The following is a 25,617-nucleotide window of genomic DNA, read 5'->3' as shown; positions in this document are numbered from 1 at the left end:
ACTCAGGCGGCAACCTGCTCGCGCAGCCAGCCCATGCTGTCGGCCAGCGCGGTTTGCGGGTCGGCCAGTTCCTGCACTTCGGTGGCGAAGGGCTCGAAGCTGAACGGGCCGGTGTAGCCCGCCGCCTGCAGCGCGCGGATCTGCGGCACGTTGCCCAGGCGGTCGCGCTTGTCCACCAGCACGCGGTGGGCGTCGAGCATCTGGTCCACCGACACGTCGGCGTCGGCGACGCCGGAGATGTGCACCAGGCCGGTCCACTCGGGGAAGAACTCGGTCTCGCTCGCCAGGTGGTGGTGGAAGGTGTCGTGCACCAGCTTGAACCGGCCTTCACCGCCAGCGGCTTGGATGGCGGCGATGGCGTCGGCCTTGCGGCGCAGCGAGGACACCGGGAAGCCCAGTGGCTCCACCAGGCCCTGGATGCCACGCGATTCCAGGATGGGCTTGATGGCCTTGAGCGCGGTCACCACGTCGGCCTGCGAGACCGGCGTGCCATCGTTGAGCGGGCACATCACCAGAGCCTTGGCGCCCGAAGCGGCGGCGTAGTCGGCCAGCTTCTCGGTTTGCGCGCGGCGCTCGTCGTTCCACACGTTGAACGGGTACAGCGCGTTGATGGACAGCAGGTTCACGCCAGCGGCTTCTGCCGCGGCTTTCACGTCGGCCGGCAGCAGGGTGCCGACCACGTTGGGCGTGTCGTTGCGGATTTCGACGTCGGTCACGCCCAGGGCGCGGGCCATGGCGAAGAACTCGGCGGGCGATTGGCGGGGGGCCAGGATGTGGCTGAGGGAAAAGCGCATGGTGTTCTTTCTTGAATCGGTTGAGGGGTTTCGCCGCCGGGCCGCCCCAAGGCGGAATGCACCCCTTGGGGGGCAGCGACCCGCGAAGCGGCGGAGCGTGGGGGCTTTATGCGTAGAGAGCCGGACGCGTTGGCAGCTCGATGGCGACGGCCTGGCCATCGCTCTCTTGCGCCTTCACGCAGGCATCGGACGTGACCGCGGCGGCATAGCCGTCCCAGGCGCTGGGGCCGGTGGCGCCGCCCTTGGAAGCGGCACCGATGAAGTCGTTCAGTTCCACGTCGTAGCTGGCCACGAAGCGGTCTTTCCAGTCGGTCAGGATGGTGCTCTGGCGTTGGGCACCCAGGCGCATGTCGATGGCCATGGGCTCGGGCAGCCTGGCGGTGCCGTCTTCACCGACCACCTCGCACTGGATGTCGTAGCCGTAGGCGCAGTTGACGAAGATCTCGATGTCGATCAGCACACCCTTCTGCGTTTCCAGCACCACGACCTGCGGGTCGCGCAATTTGCTGTGGCTGCGCGCGGCGTTGCGCGGGTAGAGCACGCGGGCCGACACATAGTCGTCATTCAGCAGCCAGCGGAACACATCGATCTCGTGAATCATGGTGTCGTGAATCGCCATGGACGTGATGTAGGCCTCGGGCACGGCGGGGTTGCGGTGCGCGGCGTGCACCAGGATCGGCGCGCCGGTGTGCTGCTCCACCGCCTGCTTGAGCGCGACGTAACCTGCGTCGTAGCGGCGCATGAAGCCGACCTGAACCAGGCGGCGGCCGAACTTCACTTCGGCATCGACGATGCGGCGTGCGCCTTCGGCTGTGGTCGCCAGCGGCTTCTCGCAGAACACCGGCTTGCCGGCGGCGATGGCGGCGAGCACATAGGGCTCGTGCGTGGCGCCCCAGGACGTGACCAGCACGGCCTGCACCTCGGGCGCAGCGATCAGGGCTTCGCCCGTGTCGTACAGCTTCGCGTTGGGGGCCAGGTCTTTGCGGACGGCTTCGGCGCTGGCCGTGTTCACGTCGGACAGGGCCACCACTTCGGCACCCGCGAGCACCTGTTGGATGCGACGCGTGTGGTCGCGGCCGATCATGCCGGTGCCAATGACACCAATGTTCAAAGTCATGAAATATCTCCGTAGGGGTTACTTGTTGGAAAACTTGTCGATGTGGCGCTGCATCTCGGCGCGCATGAAGCGGCTGGAATCATTGGCCCGCTCTTCCCAGGCGAACACGCAGGACGAGAGCACGCCGTCGAACTTCACCTCGGCCAGGGTCTGGAAGAAGACGTTCCAGTCGATCTCGCCCTGGCCCATGTCCAGGTGCTGGTGCACCCGGACCTGCGTGGAGCCCGGCGGGTTGACGATGTAGCGCAGCTGGCTGCTCTTCTTGTGGTTGAAGGTGTCGGCCACCCGCACATGGGCCAGCACCGGGGCGGCCTCCTTGATCATGGCGGCCATGTCGTCGCCGTAATAGAAAGTGTGCGGCGCGATGTAGCTCAGCTTCAACGCTTTCGACCCGATGTTCTTCACGATGTCGGCCGCCGGCTGCATGGTCTCGATCCAGTCTTCCGGATGCGGCTCCACGGAGAGGGTGAGGCCTTCCTTCTCGAAGATCGGCAGCAGCTCGTCCATGCTGCGGAACCAGGCGGCTTCGCACATTTCCCTGGTGTTCGCGCCGGGGCGTTCACCCACTGAACGCTCAGGCGACGAACCCCGGCCGAACTCGGAGATCATGAGTTCACAGCCCATCTCGACCGAGACTTCAATGGCCTTCTTCCAGCAGCGCACGGCCCAGGTGCGCTCGTCTTCGAAGGGGCTGGCCCAGCGGTACATGGGTTGCAGCGTGGCCAGGCCGACGCCGGCGGCGCGCATCGCGGCCTTGAAGCCGGCCATGCGCTCTTTGGTGGCGCGGGGCATGACCCACCAGTCCAGGAAGTCCGAGCGGGGCGAGAGTTCGATCTGGTCGTAGCCCAGATCGGCCACCGCGCCGGGCAGTTGCTCCAGCGACAGGTGCCGGATCATGTACGGGTCGAGGGCGATTTTCATGGAGTCTCCTGATGTTCTCGTTGCCGCACCCACATGGCGCGGCCAGCGCAATGTAGGTTCGCCGCCCGCCAGCAGTGGCGGGATAATTGACGAAAAATCGTCAAATCATGGAAAACCCCAAGCGCCGAAAAAAGACCGCCCGCTTCGCTGAAATCGCCGAACTCGCGGGCGTGAGCGTGGCCACCGTGGACCGCGTGCTCAACGAGCGCGACACGGCCTCCGTCAAGACGCGCGAGAAGGTGGTGCAGGCCGCGCGGCAGCTGGGCATCCCGCGCGTGCTGCCCGACACGCGCCACGGCCTGGTCCACATCGACATCGTGCTGCCCGACAATCCTTCGCCGTTTTTCCAGCGGCTGAACCTGGCCATGCAGCGCGGCGTGGCCATGCTCGACAAGCGGCTGGTGATCCACCGCGTCACCACCCCCGAAGAGGACGAAGCGGCCCTGGTGCGCGCCATCGGGCCGCGCCGCTACCAACGCCAGGCGCTGATCGTCTCGGCGCCGGACACGCCCGCCGTGCGCCAGGCACTGCAGGCGGCGCGCGCGCGCGGCGAACACGTGGCGATGGTGGTGACCAACGTCGCGGGCGTGCCGCAGGCCGACTACGTGGGCATCGACAACCACGCCGCCGGCCGCACCGCGGGCTACCTGCTCGGTCGCCTGTGCCACAGCGAAGGCCGCGTACTGATCCTCTCCAGCCGGCTCGACTACCTGGGCCACATCGAACGCAGCGGCGGCTGCCGCGAGGTGCTGGCCGCGCAGTTCCCGCAGCTGCGCTGCGACGTGGAGGTGGCCGAGACGCACGACGACCCGGACCGCTGTTACCTCGCGCTCAAGAAGGCCCTGCAGGGCCGGGGCGACGTGGTCGGCCTCTACAACACGGGCGCCGGTTCGCCCGGCATCCGGGCGGCCCTGCAGCGTTTTGCCGAACACAAGGTCTGCTGGGTCACGCACGAGATCTCGGACGACCACCGGCAGTACCTGCAGCAGGGCGTGCTCGACGTGGTGATCGACCAGGACCCGGACACGCAGGCCATCCGCGCACTGCAGCACACGCTGGCCGCGCTGGGCATGGCACCACACGCCACCACGCCGGACACGCCGGGTGAGTTCCGGCTGTACTTCGCCGAGAACATGGACCGGCGGCCGTACTTGGCGTAAGCCCCTGCATCCGGGAACTGGGTTTTCATTCAGAATGCTCGGAGAAATCCTTTTCCACATCGCGCGGGCCCACCCACGCGGCACATGAAAGACTCGGGGCAATGGCATCCAAGGGCAACGGCAAGACCAGCGTCGATCAGTTCATCGCACGCATCTCGACGGAATACGACTCGCTGAGCAAGCAACTCAAGGTCATCGCCAAATATGTCGAGCAGCACCGGGACCACGTGGGCCTCGATGGCATCCAGCAACTCGCCACCCACTGCCAGGTGCAGCCCTCGGCGGTGGTGCGCTTCGCCAAACACTTCGGCTTCTCGGGCTTCTCCGAGATGCAGGCCGTCTTCCGCGAGGGGCTGACGCGCCAACTCGCGCCCAGCCGCAACTACCGCACGCGCATCCGCGACATCATCGAGTCCGGGTCCGGCAGCCTGTCCAGCGTCGAGATCGCGCGCGAATTCCTGGCCGGCAGCCAGGCCGGCATGCACGAGCTGGAGGCCAACCTGGACGCGGCCACGTTCAAGAAGGCGGTGGACATGCTGCGCGAGACCGACTGCATCTGGATCGCGGCCTCGCGCCGCTCTTTCCCGGTGGCCGTGTACCTGGACTACGCGTTCCAGCACACCGACAAGCGGGTCTGCCTGATGTCGGGCCTGGGCAGCATGCACCAGGGCCAGATGCGTTCGGTGCGCAAGGGCGACGTGATGGTGGCCATCTCCTTCGCGCCCTACGCCGAAGAAACGCTGGCCGCTGTGGACCTGGCGGTGGAGCGCGGCGCCCGTCTGATCGCCATCACCGACAGCCGCATGAGCCCGCTGGCCAAGGTGGCCACGGCCGCCTTGCTGGTGCAGGACAACTCCACCTTCGGCTTTCGCGCCCTCACCAGCACCATGGGCCTGGCGCAGAGCCTGTTCATCGCGCTGGCCTACGCGCTCGAACTGCCCTACCGCCCCACATCGCCCAAGGCGGCGGCTTGACATGGCGGCCCCTGCGGCTGCCTGAAACACCCGTCGAAAATTCATTCGACTTGAAAAATATTTTGGAAATTTATTTCCAAAATCAAGAAAGCTCTTTATAGTTCCGTTGCCCGCGCGCCTGATGGAATTCGCGCGCTGAGCCCCACAAACGGAGACAGGACTTTCATGAAAAACGCCGCCGTGTTCGGTGCGGGTCGCATCGGCCGCATCCATGCCACCAACCTCGCCGCCCAGTCGGGTGTGCAACTCAAATACGTCTGCGACGCCGTGCCCACGGCCGCCGCCGACCTGGCCCAGGCGCTGGGCGCCCAGGTCTCAACCATCGACGCCGTGTTCGCCGACCCGTCCATCGACGCGGTGGCGATCTGCTCGCCCACCAGCACGCACTGCGAGCTGATCGCGCGGGCCGCTGCCGCGGGCAAACACATCTTTTGCGAGAAGCCGGTGGACCTCTCGGTGCCGCGCGCCGAAGCCGTGGCCCAGGCCGTGGCCGCGGCGGGCGTGGGCTGCATGATCGGCTTCCAGCGCCGCTTCGACCCCACCTTCAACGAAGCCCGCCGCCGCATGGACGCGGGCGAGATCGGCAATCCCGAGATGCTGGTCATCACCAGCCGCGACCCGGGTGCGCCGCCGGTGGAGTACATCCAGCAGTCCGGCGGCATCTTTCGCGACATGCTGATCCACGACTTCGACGTGTTCCGCTGGATCCTCTGCGCCGACGGCGACGAGGCCGCCTGGCTCAGTGCCACCGGCTCGGTGCTGACCGACCCGGCCGTGGGCGCGGCGGGCGACTTCGACTGCACCGCCGTCACCATCCGCACCGTCAAGGGCCGCCTGTGCCAGATCAACACCACACGCCGCGCCGCCTACGGCTACGACCAGCGCTTCGAGGTGCTGGGCTCGGCCGGCCTGCTGCAGTGTGGCAACCACACACCGAGCGAGGTGGTTCAGTGGGACGCGAACGGCGTGAAGGCCGACAAGCCCGAGGCCTTCTTCCTGCAGCGCTACGCCGCCGCCTACCGGCTGGAAATCGAGCACTTCTTCGCCTGCCTGCAGTCGGGCCAGCCCTTCAAGACCACGGTGCAGGACGGCGTGCTGGCGCAGAAGCTGGCCGACGCGGCCACCGAAAGCGCCCGCACTGGTCAAGCCATCGTTTTCTGATCGCTGCCGAGCCACCCCCATGAGCCCATCGATCCTCAATGTCGGCATCGCCGGCCTCGGCCGCCTGGGCAAACGCCACGCCGAACAGCTCGCCCGCCACACACCTGGCGCCCGCCTCGTGGCGGCCTGCAGCCCGGTGCGCGCCGAGCTGGACTGGGCGCGCGCCGAGCTGGGCGTGACCCGTTGCCACGACGACCTCGCTGCGATGCTGGGCGACCCGGGCATCGACGCCATCGTGCTGGTGACGCCCACCACGCTGCACGCCGATCAAACCATCGCTTGCCTGCGCGCCGGCAAACACGTCTTCGTCGAAAAGCCGCTGTCGCTGGACGTGGCGACCTGCGAAGCCGTGGAGGCCGTCGCCAATGACTTCCCCCAGCTCGTGGCCATGGTCGGCTTCGTGCGCCGTTTCGACCCGAGCTACGCCGAGGCCAAGGCCGCCATCGACAAGGGCGAGCTGGGCCGGCCCTTCCTGGTGCGCTCGCAGACCTGCGACCAGAACGATCCCGACGGCTTCTTCGTGAAGTTCGCGCCCAGCTCGGGTGGCATCTTCATGGACTGCAGCGTGCACGACATCGACCTCGCGCGCTGGATGCTGGGCAACCCCAAAGCCACGCGCGTGTTCGCCAGCGGCACCATCGCCCTGCACCCTGGCCTGGCCGAGTGCGGTGACGTGGACAACGGTCTGGCGATTGTGGAATTCGATGGCGGGCAACGCGCCGTGTTCTACGCCAGCCGCACCATGCCGCACGGCCACGAAACCACAACCGAAGTGATCGGCACCACCGGCACGCTGCAGGTGGGCGTGGGCGCGCACCTGAGCCGCGTGCAGTACCGCGACGCCTGCGGCGTGGGCCACCGCGCCCTGCCGGACTTTTTCGCGCGTTTTGGCGACGCCTTCCGGTTGGAGATGGAAGCCTTCGTCTCGGCCTGCCGCGGCGAACAGCCTTCGCCACTCACACTCAACGACGCCACCGAAGCCACCCGCATCGGTCAGGCGATCACGCAGTCGCTGCGCAGCGGGATGCCGGTATTGCTCTGACGTCGCGCGAAGGCCCATCGGCCGCCGGCGAAGCGGTGCCCCAGGGATTGCGCGCTGTCAGACACCGATCTCAAAGTGGCTGGCCGTGTTCCAAAAGGCCTCGGCAGCTTTGCCAATGCTTGTGCGATGGCGGTGTAGACGAATCTCCAGATCGACATGCCACTCGGCTGGCGCGGCAATCACCAGTCGTCCCCGCTCAAGATCGTCACCCACCAGCAGCCTTGGTAGCCAGGCGAGACCTCTTCCGTTCAAAGCCATGGTGCGCAACACCGACGCCAGGTGAGCCGTCATGACGTTCTGCACATGCAGATGTTCCAGCTCAGGTCCTTTGAGCTCTTTGAGAATGCGCCCCAGCCCCGACTCCAGGTTGTAGCCCAGCAACATCACCACGTGATGCTTGCCTCCCATCAGTTGATGAAGCGCCTGCCCGGACGCATCGGGCGCAGACACGGGTACCAACTGATCCGTTCCCACAACCAGGTTCGGAAACTCCTCTGCGTCCAGACGTCCACGCACCCCCGGATGGCCATGGGCCAGCATGAAATGCACCTGGCTCTGTGACAACAGTGCCTCGCACTTCTGCTGAACATCCGACACCAGTTGAAGGGGGCCCATGGATGACTGCGCTTCCAGCGCCTGCAGCCAACGCGGAAAGAAGGTGAACGAGAGCGCATGCGTAGAAGCAAAGCGCAGCGTGGTCGAGCTGGCTTCGGCCTTTTCCCGTGCCTCTCCAGGAATCGCAGTGACCCGCGCCTGCAAGTCCTGTGCGACCGTGCGAAACCATTCACCCACCTCGGTCACCCGCGCGGGCTGGGAACTCCGGTCAAACAGTTCGACGCCGAGCCACTCTTCCAGCGCCCGAATGCGCCGACTGAATGCTGGCTGCGTCATGTGGCGCTCTTCAGCTGCGCGCGAGAAATTGCCGGTGGAAGCCAGCGCAGTGAAGTCGTCAATCCAGGACAGGTTCATCGTCATGACGGTGCTTTCAAAGCATCAAAGACAAGAAAAACAGCATTGGTCAGCACGACCAGATTTCGAAATCATAGGCGCTCCCTTCACGGAGACTCCCATGAAAATCGTTGAAATCAGAGAACAGACCCTGCCCATCAGCTCGCCCATTCGCAACGCCTACATCGACTTCAGCAAGATGACGCTGAGCCTGGTGGCCGTGATCACCGACGTGATGCGCGATGGCAAACCGGTGGTCGGCTACGGCTTCAATTCCAACGGCCGCTACGGCCAGGGCAAGCTCATGCGCGAGCGCTTCATCCCGCGCGTGATGGAGGCCAACCCCGACACGCTGATCGACGACAGCGGCAGGAACCTGGACCCGCACAAGATCTGGAACACCATGTTCACGAACGAAAAGCCGGGCGGTCACGGCGAGCGTTCGGTGGCCATCGGCACCATCGACATGGCGGTCTGGGACGCCGTGGCCAAGATCGAAGGCGTGCCCCTGTTCCAGCTGCTGGCCAACCGCTACGGCAACGGCCAGGCCAACCGCAAGATCTTCGTCTACGCCGCCGGCGGCTATTACTACCCGGGACAGGACCACAACAAGCTCAAGGACGAGATGCGCAGCTACATCGACCGTGGTTACACCGTGGTCAAGAAGAAGATCGGCGGCGCCTCGCTCGACGAGGACCTGCGCCGCATCGACTCGATCATGGAGGTGCTGCAGGACGGCCAGAAGCTCTGCGTGGACGCCAACGGCCGCTTCGATCTGGACAACGCGATCCAGTACGCCAAGGCCCTGTCGCAGTACGACCTGTTCTGGTATGAGGAGCCGGGCGACCCGCTCGACTACGAGCTGCAGGCAGCCCTGCGCAACTACTACAAGAACCCCATGGCCACGGGCGAAGACCTGTTCTCCATGCAGGACGCGCGCAACCTGATCCGCTACGGCGGCATGCGCCCCGACCGCGACTGGCTGCAGTTCGACTGTGCACTGAGCTACGGCCTGGTGGAGTACCTGCGCACGCTGGAGATGCTAAAGGAACACGGCTGGTCGCCCAGCCGCTGCATCCCGCACGGCGGGCACCAGATGTCGTTGAACATCGCGGCCGGTCTGGGCCTGGGTGGCAACGAAAGCTACCCCGACCTGTTCCAGCCCTTCGGCGGCTTCCCGGACGGTGTGAAGGTCGAGGGCGGTTACGTGACCCTGCCCGACCACCTGCCCGGCATCGGCTTTGAAGGCAAGGCCGATCTGTTCAAGGAAATGCAGGCGCTGTCTGCTTGAGCACCCTCACCACAACTGGAGACAAACCATGAAAATTCACCCACTGTGTGCCGTCGCCGCGCTCGCGACCCTGTGCACCGCCGCCCTGGCCGAGTTCCCCGACAAACCGGTGGTGCTGGTGGTGCCCTTCGCCGCCGGCGGCCCCAGCGACAAGATCGCCCGGGACCTGGCCGAGGCCATGCGCAAGACACTGCCGCAACCCGTGGTCGTGGAAAACGCAGCGGGCGCCGGCGGCACCATCGGCGTGGCCAAGGTGGCCCGTTCCACTGCCGACGGCCACACCCTGCTGGTGCACCACATCGGCATGGCCACCGCGCCCGCGCTGTACCGCAAGCTCAGCTACCAGATGCCGGACGACTTCGAGTACCTGGGACTGATCAACGAGTCACCGTCCACGGTGATCACGCGCCCGACCATGGAGGCCAAAAACTTCGGCGAGTTGCGCCAGTGGATCGCGGCCAACCCGGGCAAGGTGAACCTGGCGCACGCGGGCCTGGGCTCGGCCTCGCACCTTTGCGGCCTGATGCTGCAGAGTGCGCTCAAGGCGGACATGACCACCATTGCCTACAAGGGCACGGCCCCGGCGATGACCGACCTGCTGGGCGGTCAGGTGGACATCATGTGCGACCAGGCCACCAACGCGGTGCCGCAGATCGAAGCCGGCAAGGTGAAGCTGTATGCCGTCACCAGCGCACAGCGTTCGAAGCAGCCGGCCATCGCCAACGCACCCACGCTGAACGAAGCGGGTCTGCCCGGTTTCAACGTCTCGATCTGGCACGGCCTCTACGCCCCCAAGGGCACGCCCGCTGCGGTGTTGAGCAAACTCAACAGTGCCCTGCGCGCGGCCCTGAAAGACCCGGACTTCGTCAAGAAGCAGGAGGCGCTGGGGGTGTCGGTGGTCAGCGACGGCCGTCTCGAGGCCAGCGGGCACAAGAAGTTTGTGGAAGACGAAATGGCCCGCTGGTCCGTCGTCATCAAGGCCGCAGGACAGTACGCCGATTGATGACCGTCTCTGAGTCTTGTGGCCTCCGCAATGGCGCCTTTGGGCGCCATTGCTTTTTCAGCAGCACGAAGCCGCGTAGGCGAGGACATTGTTGAATGCCTCGATGACAGGGCGCCCGATCTGCCGGGACACCCACACGCTTTCGGGCATTCCTTCGTCAATGTCCGGGATGTGCGGGTCGCGTATGCCGGTAGTTGCCGGGGTCGAAGACGATCGCGTCAGCCGCTAGCGTTCCGCGAACTGCGGCAAGTCGTCGCGGATCTCGTCCCACTCGGCCTTCGAGGCGACGAAATAATGCGCAATCGGCGGCGCCGGCAACGGCGTATCGAGCGTCCCCAGCCGCAAGCGCACGACATCGGGCATCGCATCGCGGCGACTGATGATCGGCGAACCGCAGTTGGAGCAGAAGATGCGATGAACGCCTGGCGAAGAATCGAAGGCCTTCAGCGCCGACTCGCCCTCGATGACGACGAAGTCACTGGCCGCGACGGGCGCATTGGTCGCAAATGCGGTAGCGGTTGCCTTGCGACAGAGAGAACAGTGGCAATAGATCGCCGCGCCAAGCTTGCCGCGAACTTCGTATTTCACTGTGCCACAGAGACAACTGCCTTTATGCATAAAAGCTCTCTTTCTTGAATTTGAGAAAACGTGAATAGGCCACCGCTGTCGGCTACCAAGCCGTTCACGGCAGCGGCGTTGGCGCCGCTCTCTTCGAATGGCAGCAGCACGACCTGACACGGAGGCCTGCTGCGTGCAGATCGTTGACCGCCCTTTAGGAGGCAACAAGCAGATTGAATGCTGGGCTGCTTCAGCCTCTCAACCAGTCGTCGATCTGGTGGAAGCCGATGCGCAGAGCGCACCGGCTTCCACCCATGAAGTGCTATGTTTGTCCTCGACTCGCGTGGCCCGTTCATCGCTTCAGTCGTGGAGCGCACGATTGATGCGCAGTATGTCGTCATTCGTCATCGTCGACCCCAGTTGCATCCATTGCTGAAACGCCAAGTCGCGCAAACCGGGGGCCTTGTCTTTCACCGCCCGAGCCAGCGCATCCATCAGCGCCACGCTGCCTACGATGTCGGTGCAGTACGCGGGCGTCCCGGGCTGCTGGCGCCACGACTCGCCGAGCGTGCCCGTATCGACGCCCTCGAAGCCGGCATCGTCGACAAGGCCGATGACGATCTTCTTCGCGTCAGTCTCATCGCCTGCCACCGGCAGCGCGATGCGGCCCGGCGAGCCAGCGGGTTGGCCCTTCGTCGCCAAGCTGTGCGCCAGGATGCTGTTGAACGCCTTCACGACAGGGTGGCCAAGTTGCTCAGTCACCCACTGGCTCTCGGGCATCCCGCTTTCGATTGCTGCAACCGGCTCGTCGCGCATCGGATAGTAGTTGCCGGTGTCGATAACGACCACATGCTTCGGCAGCTTGGCGAAGAGATCCTTCGGCAACTGCGGGATCGCCTTCTCCGGAATGGAGACCACCACCACGTCGGCGCCCTTGACCACGTCTGCCAGTGCAACCGCGGTCGCATTGGCCTCTCTCGCGATCTCGCGGATGCTTTCGGGCCCGCGCGAGTTGGCAAGCGAGACCTGGTGCCCCACTGCGCTGAATTTGCGAGCGAGCGTTGCGCCGATGTTGCCGGCGCCGATGATTCCAATTTTCACAATTACTCCTGATTCGTCTTGGGGGTACCTGAGCTCCGTGCAATCAGGCTGAGCTGCGACAGGTCATACGCGACTGATCGGTCCTGGAATCGATCAAGGCGGGCATCACCCGGTCACTGGCAACGACCGCGCCGTGCAAGGGGCCCGGCGCTCGGGCCTTGCGGGAAGTCCGATACGATCGGTCAACTGCGCGGGCCTTTCATGGTCGAGAACATGGTCAGCAGATTGCCGTACGCGCCGCTGGCTGCCGCGTCGCGTATGGGCTTGGCGTGCTCCACGACAATTTCTTGCGCCTGCGGAGTGGCTTGCAGAAGGGTCATGGCCTCCGAGAGGAAGTCCTCCAACGGCATGGCCTGTTCGTTTTCCTGCTGGCCCAAGAGCGTTGTCCGAACGCCCGGCGGCACGATCTCTATCACCTGGACCGAGGCGTCGGCAAGCTGGACACGCAAGCTCTCGGTGAACGAGTGGATGGCGGCCTTGGTTGCGCTGTACGTCGGCGTGGCGGGAAAGGGGACGAAGGCCAACGCCGAGGAAACGTTCAGGATGGCTGCGTCGGCCTTCTTCGACAGTTGTGGCAAGAAGGCGTACACCATGCGAATCGTGCCGAGCAGGTTGGTCGCGATCGTGTCCTCGGCGATCTGGAGGCCGGCGGAATCGCGTACATCTTCCCAGTGCATGATGCCGGCGTTGTTGATCAGGACGTTCAGTGCCGGGTAGCGTGCGGCGATCGCTTCGCTTGCGCGAATGATCGAAGTGCGGTCTGCCACATCGAGCACGACCGCTTCGATTCCCGGGTGGTCGGTCGAGATGCGGTCGAGCAGTTCCTTGCGTCGGCCGGCGACGATCACCTTGTTGCCAGCCTTGTGCAAGCGCAGCGCCAAGCCGAGTCCAATGCCAGAAGTGCCGCCGGTGATCAGGATGGTGTTGCCTGAGGTTTTCATGTGTTTCTCCAGATTGACGTAAAGGGTAAAATGCTAAACGGACAAATATCCGTTAAGACAAATGATACCGGACAATTGTCCGTTAGCAAAATTTAGCCCTTCAGAGGAGGAGGATTGGTGGGACAGGAACAAAAGAAGGATCTCCCTGCACGTGCCGACGCGCTACAGAATCGCGAACGCATCCTGACGGTCGCACTTGAGGAGTTGATCCGCTCAGCAGAAGTGCCGCTGAGCGCAATTGCCAAGAAGGCTGGCGTCGGACAGGGAACCTTCTATCGGCACTTCCCGACCCGGGAGGCGTTGGTCATGGAGGTCTATCGCTACGAGATGGTGCAGGTCGCAGAGTTTGCAGAGCATCTGCTTAAGACTCGACCTCCCGACCAAGCATTGCGGGAGTGGATGCATCGCCTTGCCGAGTACGCCATGACCAAGGCTGGCTTGGCCAATGCAATCCGCGAGGTATCGTTCATGGGGGACTGTCAGGCAAAGTCGGGTTATGCCCCTGTGATCGCTGCGGCCCAATTGCTGCTCGATGCCAATGAGAAAGCTGGAGCCATCCGCGCCGGCGTCACCACGGACGACTTCTTTCTGGCAACTGCTGGTATTTGGCAGATTGATTTCAATACCGAGTGGCAACCGCGACTTACTTGGCTCATAGACTTCGTTATGGCGGGACTACACGCGGGTGCGCCGCTACCGCCTGATTCTCAGTAGGCGTTCCGACTTCAGCAACCACTTGCACAGCCCAACCTTCGCCCGGTTGGCCAGCCCGCAGCCCCGATCACCCCAAGGCTTTCGCCCGAGCACGCAAGCTGTCCCTGCCCACCCTGATCGCCGCCTTGCTCAGCTTTCGCGGTGGCAGCGTGCAAAGCGAGCTCGATGCCTTCTTTGACCACCTGGATGCTGAGGGCGCGGCCGCCCTCATCTCACAGCGCCACCAAGGCGGCCGTCCATGCGTTCACCGAAGGCTTGCGCGTTCAACTCGCCGACACTTCCGTGCGCGTGATGGAGTTGGCGCCCCCCAGGGTGCGCACCACGTTGTTCGGTCAGGAAAGTGACGAACAAGCCATGCCCGTGGAAGCTTCTGACTGAGTCAGTCAATGGCTGTTTTGGCGCCGACCGCAATCACTGTGCAGAGGCATACCGGTGACGTTCTAAGCGGCTGAGCGTCCTCTGCTCAGCCACCACTGGCAGACGCTGACGACAGCAACGGACCGAACCGCCACCGCACGTTGAGCGCACACGCCTCACCCTGCGCCAGCACACGCAGCCCCGGCTGGCCGGGCAGGTGGAAGGCGTCGATGGGCTGGGTGATGGGCTCGAAGCAGAAGGCCGGGCCCACCGGGGGGCGGTAGATCAGGCAGTAGTGCTGCGCGGTGCCGCCGTCGCGCTCGAAGTCGGGCATGGTGGCGGTGAGCTGCAGGCCGCGCTCGGGCCATTCGATGAGGGCGCTGCCGCCCCAGCCGGTGTAGCCGTTGTCGATCAGGTCGCCGTGGGCCGACACGCCTTCGTTCAGGTTCCAGCCGGGCGGGAACTGCGTGGTGTGCGCCACCGGCATCGGGTCGTCGCCACAGAGCCACACGCCTTGCACCGCCGCGCTGATGCGGGTGGCGGGCGTGCGCAAAAACCAGGGGTGCACGCCGATGCCGTAGGGCAGTGGCTGCGCGCCCAGGTGGCGCACCTGCACGTGTTGGTCCAGCCCGCCGTCCACCAGCCGGAAGGTCTGCACGGCTTCGTAGTCGTGGGGGTTGCCCTGGAAGCCCTGCGAGCGCAGTGTCATGACCAGGGTGTCGTCGGCCGGCTGCGTGAGCGCCCAGGGCTGCAGCCAGCCGTCGCCGTGGATCGGGTAGGGCTCGCCCGCTCGGTTGTTCTGCATGGGGTGGAAGTGCCCGCCGTGCGTGAAACCGCCGCCGCTGATGCGGTTGGACCAGGGCACCATGGGGAACGAAGCGAGCCGGTACAGGTCGGGGGTGACGCCGTCCCAGGGGCGCCAGAGGTCGAGGGGGCCTTCGGGTTGGTCGGTCTGCCACGCGGCCACACTGCCGCCCAGCGAAGGGACCAGGCCTAGGTGCTGCCCCGCGTGGTGCAGCCAGACGATGGGGTGAGCGGTCTCGGTCATCGGTGTGCTTTCAAAACGTCAACCACCAAAGAGATTGGCTGGCAGGCCCGGGCTGTCAACGGAAACGGCGAACAGGCCCCCGGCCAGGGGCTCGGCGGCGAGCTGCTCGGGCGTGAGGCCGGTGCGCGCGGTGGTGATGAACAGGGTGTGCAGGTCGGGTCCGCCGAAGGTGCAGGTGGTGACGTGGCTGGTGGGCAGCAGCACGCGGCCGAGCTCCCGGGCGGTCACCGGGTCGTGGCAGCTCACGCAGGCGCTGCCCCAGTGGGCGATCCACACCCGGCCCAGCGCGTCGGTGGTCATGCCGTCGGGCAGGCCGTCGCCGGGCGCCATGCGGTGCCACAGCTGTTTGTTCGACAAGGTGCCGGCGGCGGGATCGACGTCGTAGCGGTAGGTGCTGCCTTGGAGCGTGTCGTTGAAATACAGGCACAGGCCGCCTGAGTCCATCGCCCAGGTGGGGCCGTTGGTCACCACGAAACCCTCATCGTGGCGCGTGCATTGGCCGTCGGGGTCGTAGCGGTAGAGCGCGCCTGTCGGCACTTCGCAGGCGAAGTCCATGGAGCCGGCCCAGAAGCGGCCTTGCGCGTCGCACTTGCCATCGTTGAAGCGGTTGCCGGGCAGCTCCGGCTCGGGCTGGTGCAGGTAGCGGGGCTCGCTGTCGGTGGCGGGGTCGAACAGGGCAAAGCCCCGGCGCAGGGTCACGATCAAACCCGGCGCCCCGGTGCGCTCGGCCAGCGCCGAGATGGTCTCGGCAAAGGTCCATTCGCGCAACGCGCCGGTCGTCAGGTCCAGCCGGTGCAGGCGGCAGCCCAGGATGTCCACCCAGTACAGCGCCTGCTCGCGCATCGACCAGAGCAGACCCTCGCCCAGCTCGGCACCGCCCTCCCACACACAGTGCACCGGCCCGCACACAGGACCGAGGTGATCGGCCGCGGGCGCGCCGTCTGAGAGGTTTTCCATGGTGTTCATTGAGATGCCTTCTCCCCCTGCGGGCTGCGGTGCGGCGCAGTGCCTCACGCGGGGTTTCGATTGTTGTTTCTGTCGCTGTCCGATGAAAGTCACTTGACGCTGCGCATCTTATCGTCGCACAGTGATGCCTGTATCCGATATTTTTCTCATCAATTGATACCCATATTGCAATGACAATTTCTTCCTCTCCCCGCCCGTCAACCGCCAGCGTTCCGGAAGTGGCCGGGTTCTCCCGCTACCCCAGTTTGCGCGACCGCGCGGTGTTTGTCACCGGTGGCGGCAGCGGCATTGGCGCGGCCATGGTCGCGGCGTTTGTCGAACAGGGCGCACGCGTGGCCTTCGTGGACGTGGCCCGGGAAGCCAGCGAGGCCTTGGCGCAGCGCCTGGTGGACGCGGGACATGAGCGCCCGTGGTGGCGGGTGTGCGACGTGCGCGACATCGCCGCGCTGCAGACGGCGATCACCGACGCCGCGGGCGCGCTGGGCGACTTCTCGACACTGGTCAACAACGTGGCGAGCGACGACCGCCACACTCTGGAGTCGGTGACGCCGGCCTATTACGACGAGCGCATGGCGATCAACGAGCGCCCGGCCTTCTTCGCAATCCAGGCGGTGGTGCCAGGCATGCGCCGGCTCGGCGCGGGTTCGGTGATCAACCTGGGCTCCACCGGCTGGCAGACCAAGGGCGCGGCCTACCCCTGCTACGCGATCGCCAAGTCGTCGGTGAACGGCCTCACGCGCGGGCTGGCCAAGTCGCTGGGGCAAGACCGCATCCGCGTCAACACGGTGTCGCCCGGCTGGGTCATGACCGAGCGCCAGATCGCGCTCTGGCTCGACGCCGCGGGCGAGCAGGACATCCAGCGCAACCAGTGCCTGCCCGACAAACTGCGGCCCCACGACATTGCCCGCATGGTGCTGTTCCTGGCCTCGGACGACGCGGCCATGTGCACGGCGCAGGAGTTCAAGGTGGACGCCGGCTGGGCTTGACGGTCACGCCCTTCAGCGTGCGCAAACCCCGGTGGTGGCGGCCGAGCCGGTCACGGTGACGTTGTCGGTGACCACGCTGTTCGGCGCAGTGACGTTGACCGCAGGCCCGGTGGCGCCACCGCTTTGGCAAACCGTGTTGTTGCGTACCGTGGCGTTGCCGTCAGGCACGTCGCCGTTCTGGTATTCGTTGTGGCCTACGCCGATGCTGGTTTGGTACCTGTTCTGCGTATTGATGACGATGTTGCCCTCAATCACGATGCCCGGCGCCGACTGAACCGCCATCCCTGTGTTGCCCGCATTGATGAGTTTGTTGTTTCGCACCACGAAGTTGCGGAACCACTCGGCGGTGCCGTAGCCCTGGGTGATCGACATCTCCCAGCAGCCATCCGCTGCGGCATCCTGTTCAATGCGGTTGCCCTCGATCAGCACCCCATCCATCTGACCGTGGAAAGTCATGTTCCCCCCGGTACACACTCCGTTCACATTTGAATTTCTGTTGTAGTGATTGTTGCGAATGACAATGTTGTATCCGCTGTACCCGGTCTTGCCTGACAGGTAGGTGCCATGATCAAGCCCCGACCCCCTGAAATTGTTCGCTTCGAATACATTGTTTTCAATAACGGAATTTGAGAATTGACCCAAAATGCCCATGGCCGTATTTCTGCTGATACTGCTGTTGACAATGCGAAGGTTGTGCACCCCTGGGCTGCGATCTGCCTGCGATTGAATGGCAATTCCGTAATTGGACATCTCTACACCATCAAGCGTCACATGGTGCACGCTTTGCAGGAACATGCCTGTACCTGAGCCAGGCCCAATGAAGCGAACATTCCGGAATGTGTATCCACCGTCAAATGACGTATTTTGATAGTTGCCGAAAAAAATTGCATCGCCGGTCGTATTGAAAACGGGCTTCGTTCCCGTGCCATAGTCCCCGATCAAAATAGGTTGAGTCTCCGTGGCGTTCAGATTTTCCAAAATTACAAAAGGCCACGAATAACTGCCACCTCTCTCGAATAGAAGCAGGGTTCCTGCCGGCAATGTATTGATGTCAACACCCACGCGATCCCTCTTGGGCAGCGCTGCTGTTCCTGGGTTTGTATTGACCCCTGCAGGACTGAAATAGAGCGCATGGGCGGCCGGCTCAGGTACCAGAGAGTCATCGCCCAGCACGTAGTACCCAATGCCTTCGTAGCGGTAAGTGGCGCTCAGGTTGGCGATGATGTTGTCCTTCTCCGCTTCGCTGGCCGTGTAGAAGTGAAAGCCTCCGCTGGGCACATAGAAGCGGTAGAACGGGAGCAGCCCCGCGCCCGACACCTGACTCGCGTGGTAGGCCACGCCTTCGTAGTTGAAGTGGGGCAAGGTGGCGACCACGTTGGCGCGCTCGCTCTCGCTGATGGTGTAGAAGTGCACGCCGGTCCGCGTGTTGTAGAAGCGGTGCACCGGCGAGAGGCCGGGCGAGAAGTCGCTGGCCACCGAGAACGCCGCGCCTTCCAGGTTGAAGGGCGGTGAGAGGGTGTTGACGATGTGGTCGCGCTCGGCCGTGCTGGTGGTGAAGAAGTGCGCGCCGGTGCGGGCGTTGTAGAAGCGGTAGGCCGGAATGCGCACCGCATCGGCTTTGCGAGCGATGGCGCCAGAGACGTACGCCGCTTTGGCGGCGATGCGGCCCGGCAGCAGGCGCTCAAGCGGTTGCGAAGCGTCTGCCTTCTGTGCCTGGGTCTCTGCCCGGGCCAGCGTCTGGGCCGTCAGCTGGGCGTCGGGTTGGGCGTTGACCGCAGATGACGCTTCGGCTGGCGTCGAACGGGCCTGCGCCCCGTTGGCCGATGTATCGGCGGAGCCGACTCCGCCGCAGGCCGTCAGCAACAAGGACAAGGTGCCGGCAAGGCCAGCCCGCACCCAGCGGTTGTCATGTGTTGTCATATTTTTTTCAAGGAATGCGTTGACCGGCCGTGTCGCCGACATGGGTACAAAGTGATTGCAGTTGTCTCAACCCAGACGAACTAAAGGACTATTCCATCTTGACTTCACCGCGAGCACGGAGACCGGACGGACGGACGATTCCACCTGACGAGAAGCGAATTTGCCCTGCGAGAGCGTCGCAGGCACCTTGACAGCCTTCCGGCTGCCCGTTTCGGGATCGGGGTGATGCTCCCGGGTTTTCCGTTGCGCGCCAGGTATCGGGCGGGTGGCAGGCGCTAATCGAGTTCCAGCCGTCGCCCGTACTGCACCATGCTGATCTGCTTCAGCGCTTTCATCATCACCTTGGCCGCGGGCGAGAGCAGGCGGTCGGTGCGGGTGATGAGGCCGAAGGCGTCCATGTGGCAGGGCATGTCCATCGGCAGGATGGCCATGAGGCCGTGCGAGGCGTAGTAGTTGGCCACTTCGGTGGCGAGCACGCCGACCATGTCGCTCTGCTGCAGCATGCGGGTCATGAACAGCAGGGCCGAGGTCTCGATGGTGTTGATCGGCGGAGGCAGCCCCTCTTGCTGGAACATCAGATCGAAGCGGTGGCGCAGCACGCTGCCGGCCGGGGGCACGATCCAGCCCGCGCCGTGCACATCCCGCAGGCTCAGGCGGCTCACCCCCATGAGCGGGTGGCCCGGGCGTGTCACCGCCGACACCTTTTCTTCGGTCAGCGACTCGTAGCGCAGGTGGGTCTTGTCGTGTTCGGCAAACAGGCGGCCCACCACGATGTCGAGCTTGCCCTGATCGAGCCGGTCGAGCAGCACCGGGCTGGTCTCGATGTCGAGCGAGATGCGCAGGCTGGGGTGCGCCTGCTTCACCTGGGCCACCGCCGGCGGCAGCAGGCTCAGGCCCGGCGAGGTGATGGCGCCGACGCCCACCTGGCCGAAGTGGCCGGTCTTGAGCGCGTTCAGTTCGTCGTGCGCCTGGTTCAGGCTGGCCAGCGCCATGCGCGCGTGGCGGATCATGGTTTCGCCATACCAGGTGGGCCGCATGCCCCGGGGCAGGCGCTCGAACAGCGGCACCTCCAGCACGTCCTCCAGGTCTTTCAGCAGCTTGGACGCGGCCGGCTGCGTCATGCTGAGCACCTGGGCCGCGCGGTGGATGTTGCCCTCCTCGGCCAGCGCCACCAGCAGCAGGAGCTGGCGGGTCTTGAGACGGGCGCGAATGAACCAGTGGTTGTAGGTGCTCATGGGTGACGGGGGCTGGGGGTTTTCCAGAATCCTAAGACAGATATGTATTTTGTCTAAAAAACGATTGGATTGATATGAAAAACAATCCTAGACTGCAGCCCGGCACATCAACAGGGACCTCCATGAAGCTCGGCGACATGCAGCAGAACCCCCGGCACCTGATCAACGGGCGCTGGGACATCGGCACCACCACCGGGGTGAGCACCAACCCGTCGGACACCCGCGAGGTGGTGGCCGAGTACGCCCGGGCCGACCGCAACCAGACCGAGCTGGCCATCCGCGCCGCCGCCGACGCCCTGCCCCACTGGAGCCACAGCACCCCCCAACGCCGCGCCGACGCACTCGACCAGATCGGCAGCGAGTTGCTGGCCCGCAAGGACGAGCTGGGCGCGCTGCTGTCCCGCGAAGAGGGCAAGACCCTGCCCGAGGGCGTGGGTGAGGTGGCACGCGCCGGCCAGATCTTCAAGTTTTTCGCCGGCGAGGCGCTGCGGGTGCAGGGCGAGCTCATGGCCTCGGTGCGCGCGGGCGTGCAGGTGGACGTGACCCGTGAACCCGTGGGTGTGGTGGGCATCATCGCGCCCTGGAACTTTCCGTTCGCCATTCCTGCCTGGAAGATCGCGCCGGCCCTGGCCTATGGCAACACCGTGGTCTTCAAGCCGGCCGAGCTGGTGCCGGCCTGTGCCTGGGCGCTGGCCGAAATCATCAGCCGCAGCGGCCTGCCAGCCGGTGTGTTCAACCTGGTCATGGGCAGTGGCCGCGAGGTCGGCCAGACGCTGGTCGACCACCCGCTGGTCAACGCGCTGAGCTTCACCGGCTCGGTGCCCACGGGCGAACGCATCCTGCAGGCGGCCACCGCGCGGCGCGCCAAGGTGCAGCTGGAGATGGGCGGCAAAAACCCGCTGGTGGTGCTGGCCGACGCCGACTTCGAGCAGGCCATCGAGTGCGCGCTGCAAGGCTCGTACTTCTCGACCGGCCAGCGCTGCACGGCATCAAGCCGCCTGATCGTGGAAGCCAAGGTGCACGACGCCTTCGTGGCCCGGCTGCGCCAGCGCCTGGAGGCGCTCAAGGTGGGCCACGCGTTGGAGCGCGGCATCGAGATGGGCCCGGTGGTGGACGCCGGCCAGCTCGACCAGAACCTGGCCTATGTGGAGATCGCACGCAACGAAGGCGCGGAACACGTCTGGGGCGGCGAGCGGCTGGAGCGCCCCACGCCCGGCCACTACATGAGCCCGGCGCTGTTCCTGGCCCGGCCCGAGCACCGCATCGCCCGCGAAGAGGTGTTTGGCCCGGTGGCCTGCGTGCTGCGCGCCGACGACTACGAACACGCGCTGGCGCTGGCCAACGACACCCCCTTTGGACTGTGCGCGGGCATCTGCACCACCTCGCTCAAGCACGCCATGCACTTCAAACGCCACGCCGAGGTCGGGATGACCATGGTCAACCTGCCCACGGCGGGCGTCGATTTCCATGTGCCGTTTGGTGGGCGCAAGGACTCGAGCCACGGCTCGCGCGAACAAGGCCGTTACGCGGCGGAGTTCTACACCACCGTCAAGACCGGCTACATGCTGGCTTGAACGCACCGTCAGTCACTGCTTTTCCCATCCAACCAGGAGACAACACCGTGAAATTGAACCGCAGAACCCTCGCCGCCGCCATCGCCTGTGCCCCGCTCGCCGGTTTGCTGCCCGCAGCCGCCTGGGCACAAAAGCCCATCGTGCTGGGCTTCAGCCAGGTCGGTGCCGAAAGCGAATGGCGCACCGCCAACACCGAGTCGATCAAGTCGGCCGCCAAGGAAGCCGGCATCGACCTCAAGTTCTCCGACGCACAGCAAAAGCAGGAAAACCAGATCAAGGCGATCCGTGCCTTCATCGCCCAGAAGGTGGACGTGATCGCGTTCTCGCCCGTGGTCGAGTCGGGCTGGGAGCCGGTGCTGCGCGAGGCCAAGGCCGCCAAGATCCCGGTGGTGCTGACCGACCGCGCGGTCAACACCAAGGACACCTCGCTCTACGTGTCCTTCATGGGCTCGGACTTCGTTGAAGAAGGCCGCAAGGCCGGCCGCTGGCTGGTGGAGAAGATGAAGGACCAGAAGGGCGAGGTCAACATCGTCGAGCTGCAGGGCACGGTGGGCTCGGCCCCGGCCATCGACCGCAAGAAAGGCTTCGAGGAAATCATCAAGGCCGACCCCAAGTTCAAGATCATCCGTTCGCAGACCGGCGACTTCACCCGCGCCAAGGGCAAGGAAGTGATGGAAGCCTTCCTGAAGGCCGAGGGCAAGAAGATCAACGTGCTGTACGCACACAACGACGACATGGCCATCGGCGCGATCCAGGCCATCGAAGAAGCCGGCATGAAGCCCGCGAAAGACATCACCATCATCTCGATCGACGCTGTCAAGGGCGCCTTCGAGGCCATGATCGCGGGCAAGCTCAACGTGTCGGTGGAATGCAGCCCGCTGCTGGGCCCGCAGCTGATGGCCGCCGTGAAAGACATCAAGGCCGGCAAGGCGGTGCAGAAACGCATCGTGACCGAAGAGGGCATCTTCCCGATGGAAGTCGCCGCCAAAGAGTTCCCCAAGCGCAAGTACTGATCCGGCCCCCGGATCGCCCTCAACCCGCGCGCCCTGAGCGGCGCGCGTTTTTCCAAGAAGACGGAGACAGTTCCATGAAACGTGCAACCCTCAAGACCCTGCTGGCGGCCCTGGCGCTGAGCGCCGTCGGCGCTTCGGCGCTGGCGCAAGACAAAGGCAGCATCGGCATTTCGATGCCCACCAAGTCCTCGGCCCGCTGGATCGCCGACGGCGACAACATGGTCAAGGTGCTCAAGGAGCGCGGCTACAAGACCGACCTGCAATACGCCGACGACGACATCCCGAACCAGCTGGCACAGATCGAGAACATGATCACCAAGGGCGCCAAGGTGCTGGTGATCGCCTCCATCGACGGCACCACGCTCTCGCGCGTGCTGCAGAGCGCCGCCGACAAGGGCGTCAAGGTCATCGCCTATGACCGCCTGATCAAGGGCTCGAAGAACGTGGACTACTACGCCACCTTCGACAACTTCCAGGTCGGTGTTCTGCAGGCCGGCTCCATCGTCGACAAGCTCGGCCTGAAGCAGGGCAAGGGCCCGTTCAACATCGAACTCTTCGGCGGCTCGCCCGACGACAACAACGCCTTCTTCTTCTACGACGGCGCAATGAGCGTGCTGCAGCCGTACATCGACAGCGGCAAGCTGGTGGTGCGCAGCAAGCAGCTGGGCATGAACAAGGTCGGCACGCTGCGCTGGGACGGTGCGGTGGCACAGGCCCGCATGGACAACCTGCTCTCGGCCTTCTATGGCAAAGACAAGGTGCACGCCGTGCTCTCACCCTACGACGGTCTGTCGATCGGCATCCTGTCCTCGCTCAAGGGCGTGGGCTACTGCACGGCACAGCAAGCGTGCCCCGTGGTCAGCGGCCAGGACGCGGAAGTGCCCTCGGTCAAGTCCATCCTCAAGGGCGAGCAGTACTCGACCGTGTTCAAGGACACGCGTGAGCTGGCCAAGGTCGCGGCCAACATGGTGGATGCCACGCTCTCGGGCAAGCAGCCCGAGATCAACGACACCAAGACCTACAACAACGGCGTGAAGGTCGTGCCCTCCTACCTGCTCAAGCCGGTGGCCGTGGACGCGTCCAACTGGAACAGCATCCTGATCGGCAGCGGTTACTACAAGGAATCGCAGATCAAGTAAGCCGACCCGCCGGTTGAACCCCGCCGCCCGCGAGCCCACACGGCCTCGCGGGCGGCGGATCTTCCGCGCGGGATGTTCCTGGCCCCCACGGACACGTCCAGACCATGTTGCTAGAAATGCGGAACATCCGCAAAACCTTCCCCGGGGTGGTGGCGCTCAACCAGGTGAACCTGCGCGTTCGCGCGGGCGAGATCCATGCCATCGTCGGCGAAAACGGCGCCGGCAAATCGACCCTGATGAAGGTGCTCTCCGGGGTCTATCCCCACGGCAGTTACAACGGCGAGATCGTCTTCGAAGGGCAGGAACGCCGCTTCGACGACATCCGCGACAGCGAACACCTGGGGGTGATCATCATCCACCAGGAGCTCGCGCTGGTGCCGCTGTTGTCGATCGCGGAGAACATCTTCCTGGGCAACGAACCGGCCCGCTTTGGCGTGATCGACTGGATGGTCGCGCACAGCAAGACGCAGGCGCTGCTCGCCAAGGTGGGCCTGAAAGAATCGCCCGAAACCCTGATCACCCACCTGGGTGTGGGCAAGCAGCAGTTGGTGGAGATCGCCAAGGCGCTGTCGCGCCAGGTCAAGCTGCTGATCCTGGACGAACCCACCGCCAGCCTGAACGAAAACGACAGCCAGGCGCTGCTCGACCTCTTGCTCGAACTCAAGGGCCAGGGCATCACCTGCATCCTGATCTCGCACAAGCTCAACGAAATTTCCCGCGTCGCCGACTCCATCACCATCCTGCGCGACGGCAGCACGGTGGAGACGCTCGACTGCCGCGCCGGCGCCGTCAGCGAAGACCGCGTGATCCAGGCCATGGTGGGCCGCGAAATGGCCGACCGCTACCCGCGGCGCCAGCCGGCCATCGGCGAGACCGTGTTCGAGGTGCGCGACTGGCGCGCCTACCACCCGCACCACAACGACCGCGAGTTCATCAAGGGCATTGACCTGCAGGTGCGGCGCGGCGAGATCGTGGGCATCGCCGGGCTCATGGGCGCGGGCCGCACCGAGCTGGCGATGAGCATCTTCGGCCGCTCCTGGGGCCGCCGCATCAGCGGCCAGGTGCTGCTGCACGGCCAGCCCATCGACGTGAGCACGGTCGAGAAGGCGGTGCGCCACGGCCTGGCCTACGTCACCGAAGACCGCAAGGGCAACGGCCTGGTGCTGAGCGAAGACATCCAGTTCAACGTGTCGCTGGCCCACCTCGACGGCGTGTCGTCCGCGACCGTCATCGACAACGGGCGCGAGCACCGGGTGGCCGAGGGCTACCGCGAGAAGCTGCGCATCCGCTGCTCGGGCGTGGACCAGAAGACCCTCAACCTCTCGGGCGGCAACCAGCAGAAAGTGGTGCTGAGCAAATGGCTCTTCACCAACCCCGAGGTGCTGATCCTCGACGAGCCCACGCGCGGCATCGACGTCGGCGCCAAGTACGAGATCTACACCCTCATCGCGCAGCTCGCCGCCGAGGGCAAGTGCGTGATCGTGATCTCGTCGGAAATGCCCGAGCTGCTCGGCATCACCGACCGCCTCTACGTGATGAACGAAGGCCGTTTCATCGCCGAAATGCCCACGGCCGAAGCCTCCCAAGAACGAATCATGCGAGCGATCGTGAAAGCCAGTTGATATGAGCCAGATGACCCACACCCCAACCGCCA

At 64.9% G+C, this 25,617-nt stretch carries 24 protein-coding genes; 13 read left to right on the top strand and 11 right to left on the bottom strand.

Annotated elements, in window-relative coordinates; genetic code table 11:
* Window positions 1-2 precede the first annotated feature (2 nt).
* The 3 genes from B0E41_RS14015 to B0E41_RS14005 all read right to left on the bottom strand — a co-directional run bounded on the left by B0E41_RS14015 (window position 3) and on the right by B0E41_RS14005 (window position 2,832).
* A complete protein-coding gene (locus tag B0E41_RS14015; protein ID WP_077331774.1) occupies window positions 3-794 on the bottom strand; it encodes a TIM barrel protein in 792 nt (263 codons plus the stop codon).
* A 106-nt stretch (window positions 795-900) separates the two neighbouring features.
* Window positions 901-1,911 carry a Gfo/Idh/MocA family oxidoreductase gene (locus B0E41_RS14010; RefSeq protein ID WP_077331773.1) on the bottom strand — a complete coding sequence of 337 codons (1,011 nt, stop codon included), beginning with the start codon at window positions 1,909-1,911 and terminating at the stop codon, window positions 901-903.
* Window positions 1,912-1,929: 18 nt separating this feature from the next.
* Window positions 1,930-2,832 (bottom strand): sugar phosphate isomerase/epimerase, encoded by a 903-nt coding sequence (locus B0E41_RS14005; RefSeq protein ID WP_077331772.1) that lies wholly within the window; start codon window positions 2,830-2,832, stop codon window positions 1,930-1,932.
* 107 nt (window positions 2,833-2,939) lie between these two features.
* Between B0E41_RS14005 and B0E41_RS14000 the strand changes: the two genes are divergently transcribed.
* The 4 genes from B0E41_RS14000 (at window position 2,940) to B0E41_RS13985 (ending at window position 7,169) form a co-directional block, all read left to right on the top strand.
* The gene (locus B0E41_RS14000; RefSeq protein ID WP_077331771.1) at window positions 2,940-3,992 is read left to right on the top strand and encodes a LacI family DNA-binding transcriptional regulator; all 1,053 of its coding nucleotides are present in this window, start codon (window positions 2,940-2,942) and stop codon (window positions 3,990-3,992) included.
* A gap of 101 nt (window positions 3,993-4,093) precedes the next feature.
* Complete coding sequence (locus tag B0E41_RS13995; RefSeq protein WP_077331770.1) at window positions 4,094-4,966, top strand: MurR/RpiR family transcriptional regulator; 873 nt, start codon at window positions 4,094-4,096, stop codon at window positions 4,964-4,966.
* A 165-nt stretch (window positions 4,967-5,131) separates the two neighbouring features.
* Window positions 5,132-6,127: an inositol 2-dehydrogenase gene (gene iolG, locus B0E41_RS13990; RefSeq protein WP_077331769.1), complete on the top strand. Its 996-nt coding sequence runs from the start codon at window positions 5,132-5,134 to the stop codon at window positions 6,125-6,127.
* Between the two features lie 19 nt (window positions 6,128-6,146).
* A complete protein-coding gene (locus tag B0E41_RS13985) occupies window positions 6,147-7,169 on the top strand; it encodes a Gfo/Idh/MocA family oxidoreductase (RefSeq protein ID WP_077331768.1) in 1,023 nt (340 codons plus the stop codon).
* A gap of 57 nt (window positions 7,170-7,226) precedes the next feature.
* Here B0E41_RS13985 and B0E41_RS13980 read toward each other — a convergent pair whose 3' ends face one another.
* On the bottom strand, window positions 7,227-8,144 hold the full coding sequence (locus tag B0E41_RS13980; RefSeq protein WP_363351394.1) for a LysR family transcriptional regulator: 918 nt from the start codon (window positions 8,142-8,144) through the stop codon (window positions 7,227-7,229).
* 94 nt (window positions 8,145-8,238) lie between these two features.
* Between B0E41_RS13980 and B0E41_RS13975 the strand changes: the two genes are divergently transcribed.
* Both B0E41_RS13975 and B0E41_RS13970 read left to right on the top strand, forming a co-directional pair.
* A complete protein-coding gene (locus B0E41_RS13975) occupies window positions 8,239-9,408 on the top strand; it encodes a mandelate racemase/muconate lactonizing enzyme family protein (protein WP_077331767.1) in 1,170 nt (389 codons plus the stop codon).
* A gap of 28 nt (window positions 9,409-9,436) precedes the next feature.
* On the top strand, window positions 9,437-10,411 hold the full coding sequence (locus tag B0E41_RS13970) for a tripartite tricarboxylate transporter substrate-binding protein (protein ID WP_077331766.1): 975 nt from the start codon (window positions 9,437-9,439) through the stop codon (window positions 10,409-10,411).
* Window positions 10,412-10,636: 225 nt separating this feature from the next.
* Here B0E41_RS13970 and B0E41_RS13965 read toward each other — a convergent pair whose 3' ends face one another.
* From B0E41_RS13965 to B0E41_RS13955, 3 genes are all read right to left on the bottom strand, one after another.
* Entirely contained in the window at window positions 10,637-11,029 is a 393-nt protein-coding gene (locus B0E41_RS13965; RefSeq protein WP_171984766.1) for a GFA family protein, read from the bottom strand.
* 300 nt (window positions 11,030-11,329) lie between these two features.
* Window positions 11,330-12,070: an NAD(P)-binding domain-containing protein gene (locus tag B0E41_RS13960; protein WP_077331764.1), complete on the bottom strand. Its 741-nt coding sequence runs from the start codon at window positions 12,068-12,070 to the stop codon at window positions 11,330-11,332.
* 182 nt (window positions 12,071-12,252) lie between these two features.
* Complete coding sequence (locus B0E41_RS13955) at window positions 12,253-13,011, bottom strand: SDR family NAD(P)-dependent oxidoreductase (RefSeq protein ID WP_077331763.1); 759 nt, start codon at window positions 13,009-13,011, stop codon at window positions 12,253-12,255.
* 117 nt (window positions 13,012-13,128) lie between these two features.
* Between B0E41_RS13955 and B0E41_RS13950 the strand changes: the two genes are divergently transcribed.
* Window positions 13,129-13,725 (top strand): TetR/AcrR family transcriptional regulator, encoded by a 597-nt coding sequence (locus B0E41_RS13950; protein ID WP_077331787.1) that lies wholly within the window; start codon window positions 13,129-13,131, stop codon window positions 13,723-13,725.
* Between the two features lie 165 nt (window positions 13,726-13,890).
* Window positions 13,891-14,103, top strand: a complete 213-nt coding sequence (locus tag B0E41_RS13945) for an SDR family NAD(P)-dependent oxidoreductase (RefSeq protein WP_253194845.1) — start codon at window positions 13,891-13,893, stop codon at window positions 14,101-14,103.
* A gap of 85 nt (window positions 14,104-14,188) precedes the next feature.
* Here B0E41_RS13945 and B0E41_RS13940 read toward each other — a convergent pair whose 3' ends face one another.
* Both B0E41_RS13940 and B0E41_RS13935 read right to left on the bottom strand, forming a co-directional pair.
* Window positions 14,189-15,130, bottom strand: coding sequence for an aldose 1-epimerase (locus tag B0E41_RS13940; protein ID WP_077331762.1), 942 nt, complete (start codon window positions 15,128-15,130; stop codon window positions 14,189-14,191).
* Between the two features lie 18 nt (window positions 15,131-15,148).
* Complete coding sequence (locus tag B0E41_RS13935; RefSeq protein ID WP_143433836.1) at window positions 15,149-16,087, bottom strand: SMP-30/gluconolactonase/LRE family protein; 939 nt, start codon at window positions 16,085-16,087, stop codon at window positions 15,149-15,151.
* A 179-nt stretch (window positions 16,088-16,266) separates the two neighbouring features.
* Between B0E41_RS13935 and B0E41_RS13930 the strand changes: the two genes are divergently transcribed.
* Window positions 16,267-17,082: an SDR family oxidoreductase gene (locus B0E41_RS13930; RefSeq protein WP_077331760.1), complete on the top strand. Its 816-nt coding sequence runs from the start codon at window positions 16,267-16,269 to the stop codon at window positions 17,080-17,082.
* A 12-nt stretch (window positions 17,083-17,094) separates the two neighbouring features.
* On the opposite strand, the gene B0E41_RS13925 is transcribed toward B0E41_RS13930, so the two are convergent.
* Window positions 17,095-19,002 carry a hypothetical protein gene (locus tag B0E41_RS13925; RefSeq protein ID WP_077331759.1) on the bottom strand — a complete coding sequence of 636 codons (1,908 nt, stop codon included), beginning with the start codon at window positions 19,000-19,002 and terminating at the stop codon, window positions 17,095-17,097.
* Window positions 19,003-19,277: 275 nt separating this feature from the next.
* Window positions 19,278-20,237, bottom strand: coding sequence for a LysR substrate-binding domain-containing protein (locus tag B0E41_RS13920; RefSeq protein WP_077331758.1), 960 nt, complete (start codon window positions 20,235-20,237; stop codon window positions 19,278-19,280).
* A gap of 122 nt (window positions 20,238-20,359) precedes the next feature.
* Between B0E41_RS13920 and B0E41_RS13915 the strand changes: the two genes are divergently transcribed.
* The 4 genes from B0E41_RS13915 (at window position 20,360) to mmsA (ending at window position 25,585) form a co-directional block, all read left to right on the top strand.
* Window positions 20,360-21,811, top strand: a complete 1,452-nt coding sequence (locus tag B0E41_RS13915; protein WP_077331757.1) for an aldehyde dehydrogenase family protein — start codon at window positions 20,360-20,362, stop codon at window positions 21,809-21,811.
* A gap of 47 nt (window positions 21,812-21,858) precedes the next feature.
* Entirely contained in the window at window positions 21,859-22,824 is a 966-nt protein-coding gene (locus B0E41_RS13910; RefSeq protein ID WP_077331756.1) for an ABC transporter substrate-binding protein, read from the top strand.
* Between the two features lie 74 nt (window positions 22,825-22,898).
* Window positions 22,899-23,963: a multiple monosaccharide ABC transporter substrate-binding protein gene (gene chvE / locus B0E41_RS13905; RefSeq protein ID WP_077331755.1), complete on the top strand. Its 1,065-nt coding sequence runs from the start codon at window positions 22,899-22,901 to the stop codon at window positions 23,961-23,963.
* Window positions 23,964-24,067: 104 nt separating this feature from the next.
* Window positions 24,068-25,585 (top strand): multiple monosaccharide ABC transporter ATP-binding protein, encoded by a 1,518-nt coding sequence (gene mmsA, locus B0E41_RS13900; protein ID WP_077331754.1) that lies wholly within the window; start codon window positions 24,068-24,070, stop codon window positions 25,583-25,585.
* Window positions 25,586-25,617: the final 32 nt, after the last annotated feature.

This window comes from Hydrogenophaga sp. A37, assembly GCF_002001205.1.
Lineage (GTDB): Bacteria > Pseudomonadota > Gammaproteobacteria > Burkholderiales > Burkholderiaceae_C > Hydrogenophaga.
Note: the sequence above shows the minus strand (reverse complement) of the source record. Positions and strands in the feature narration are given on the sequence as shown.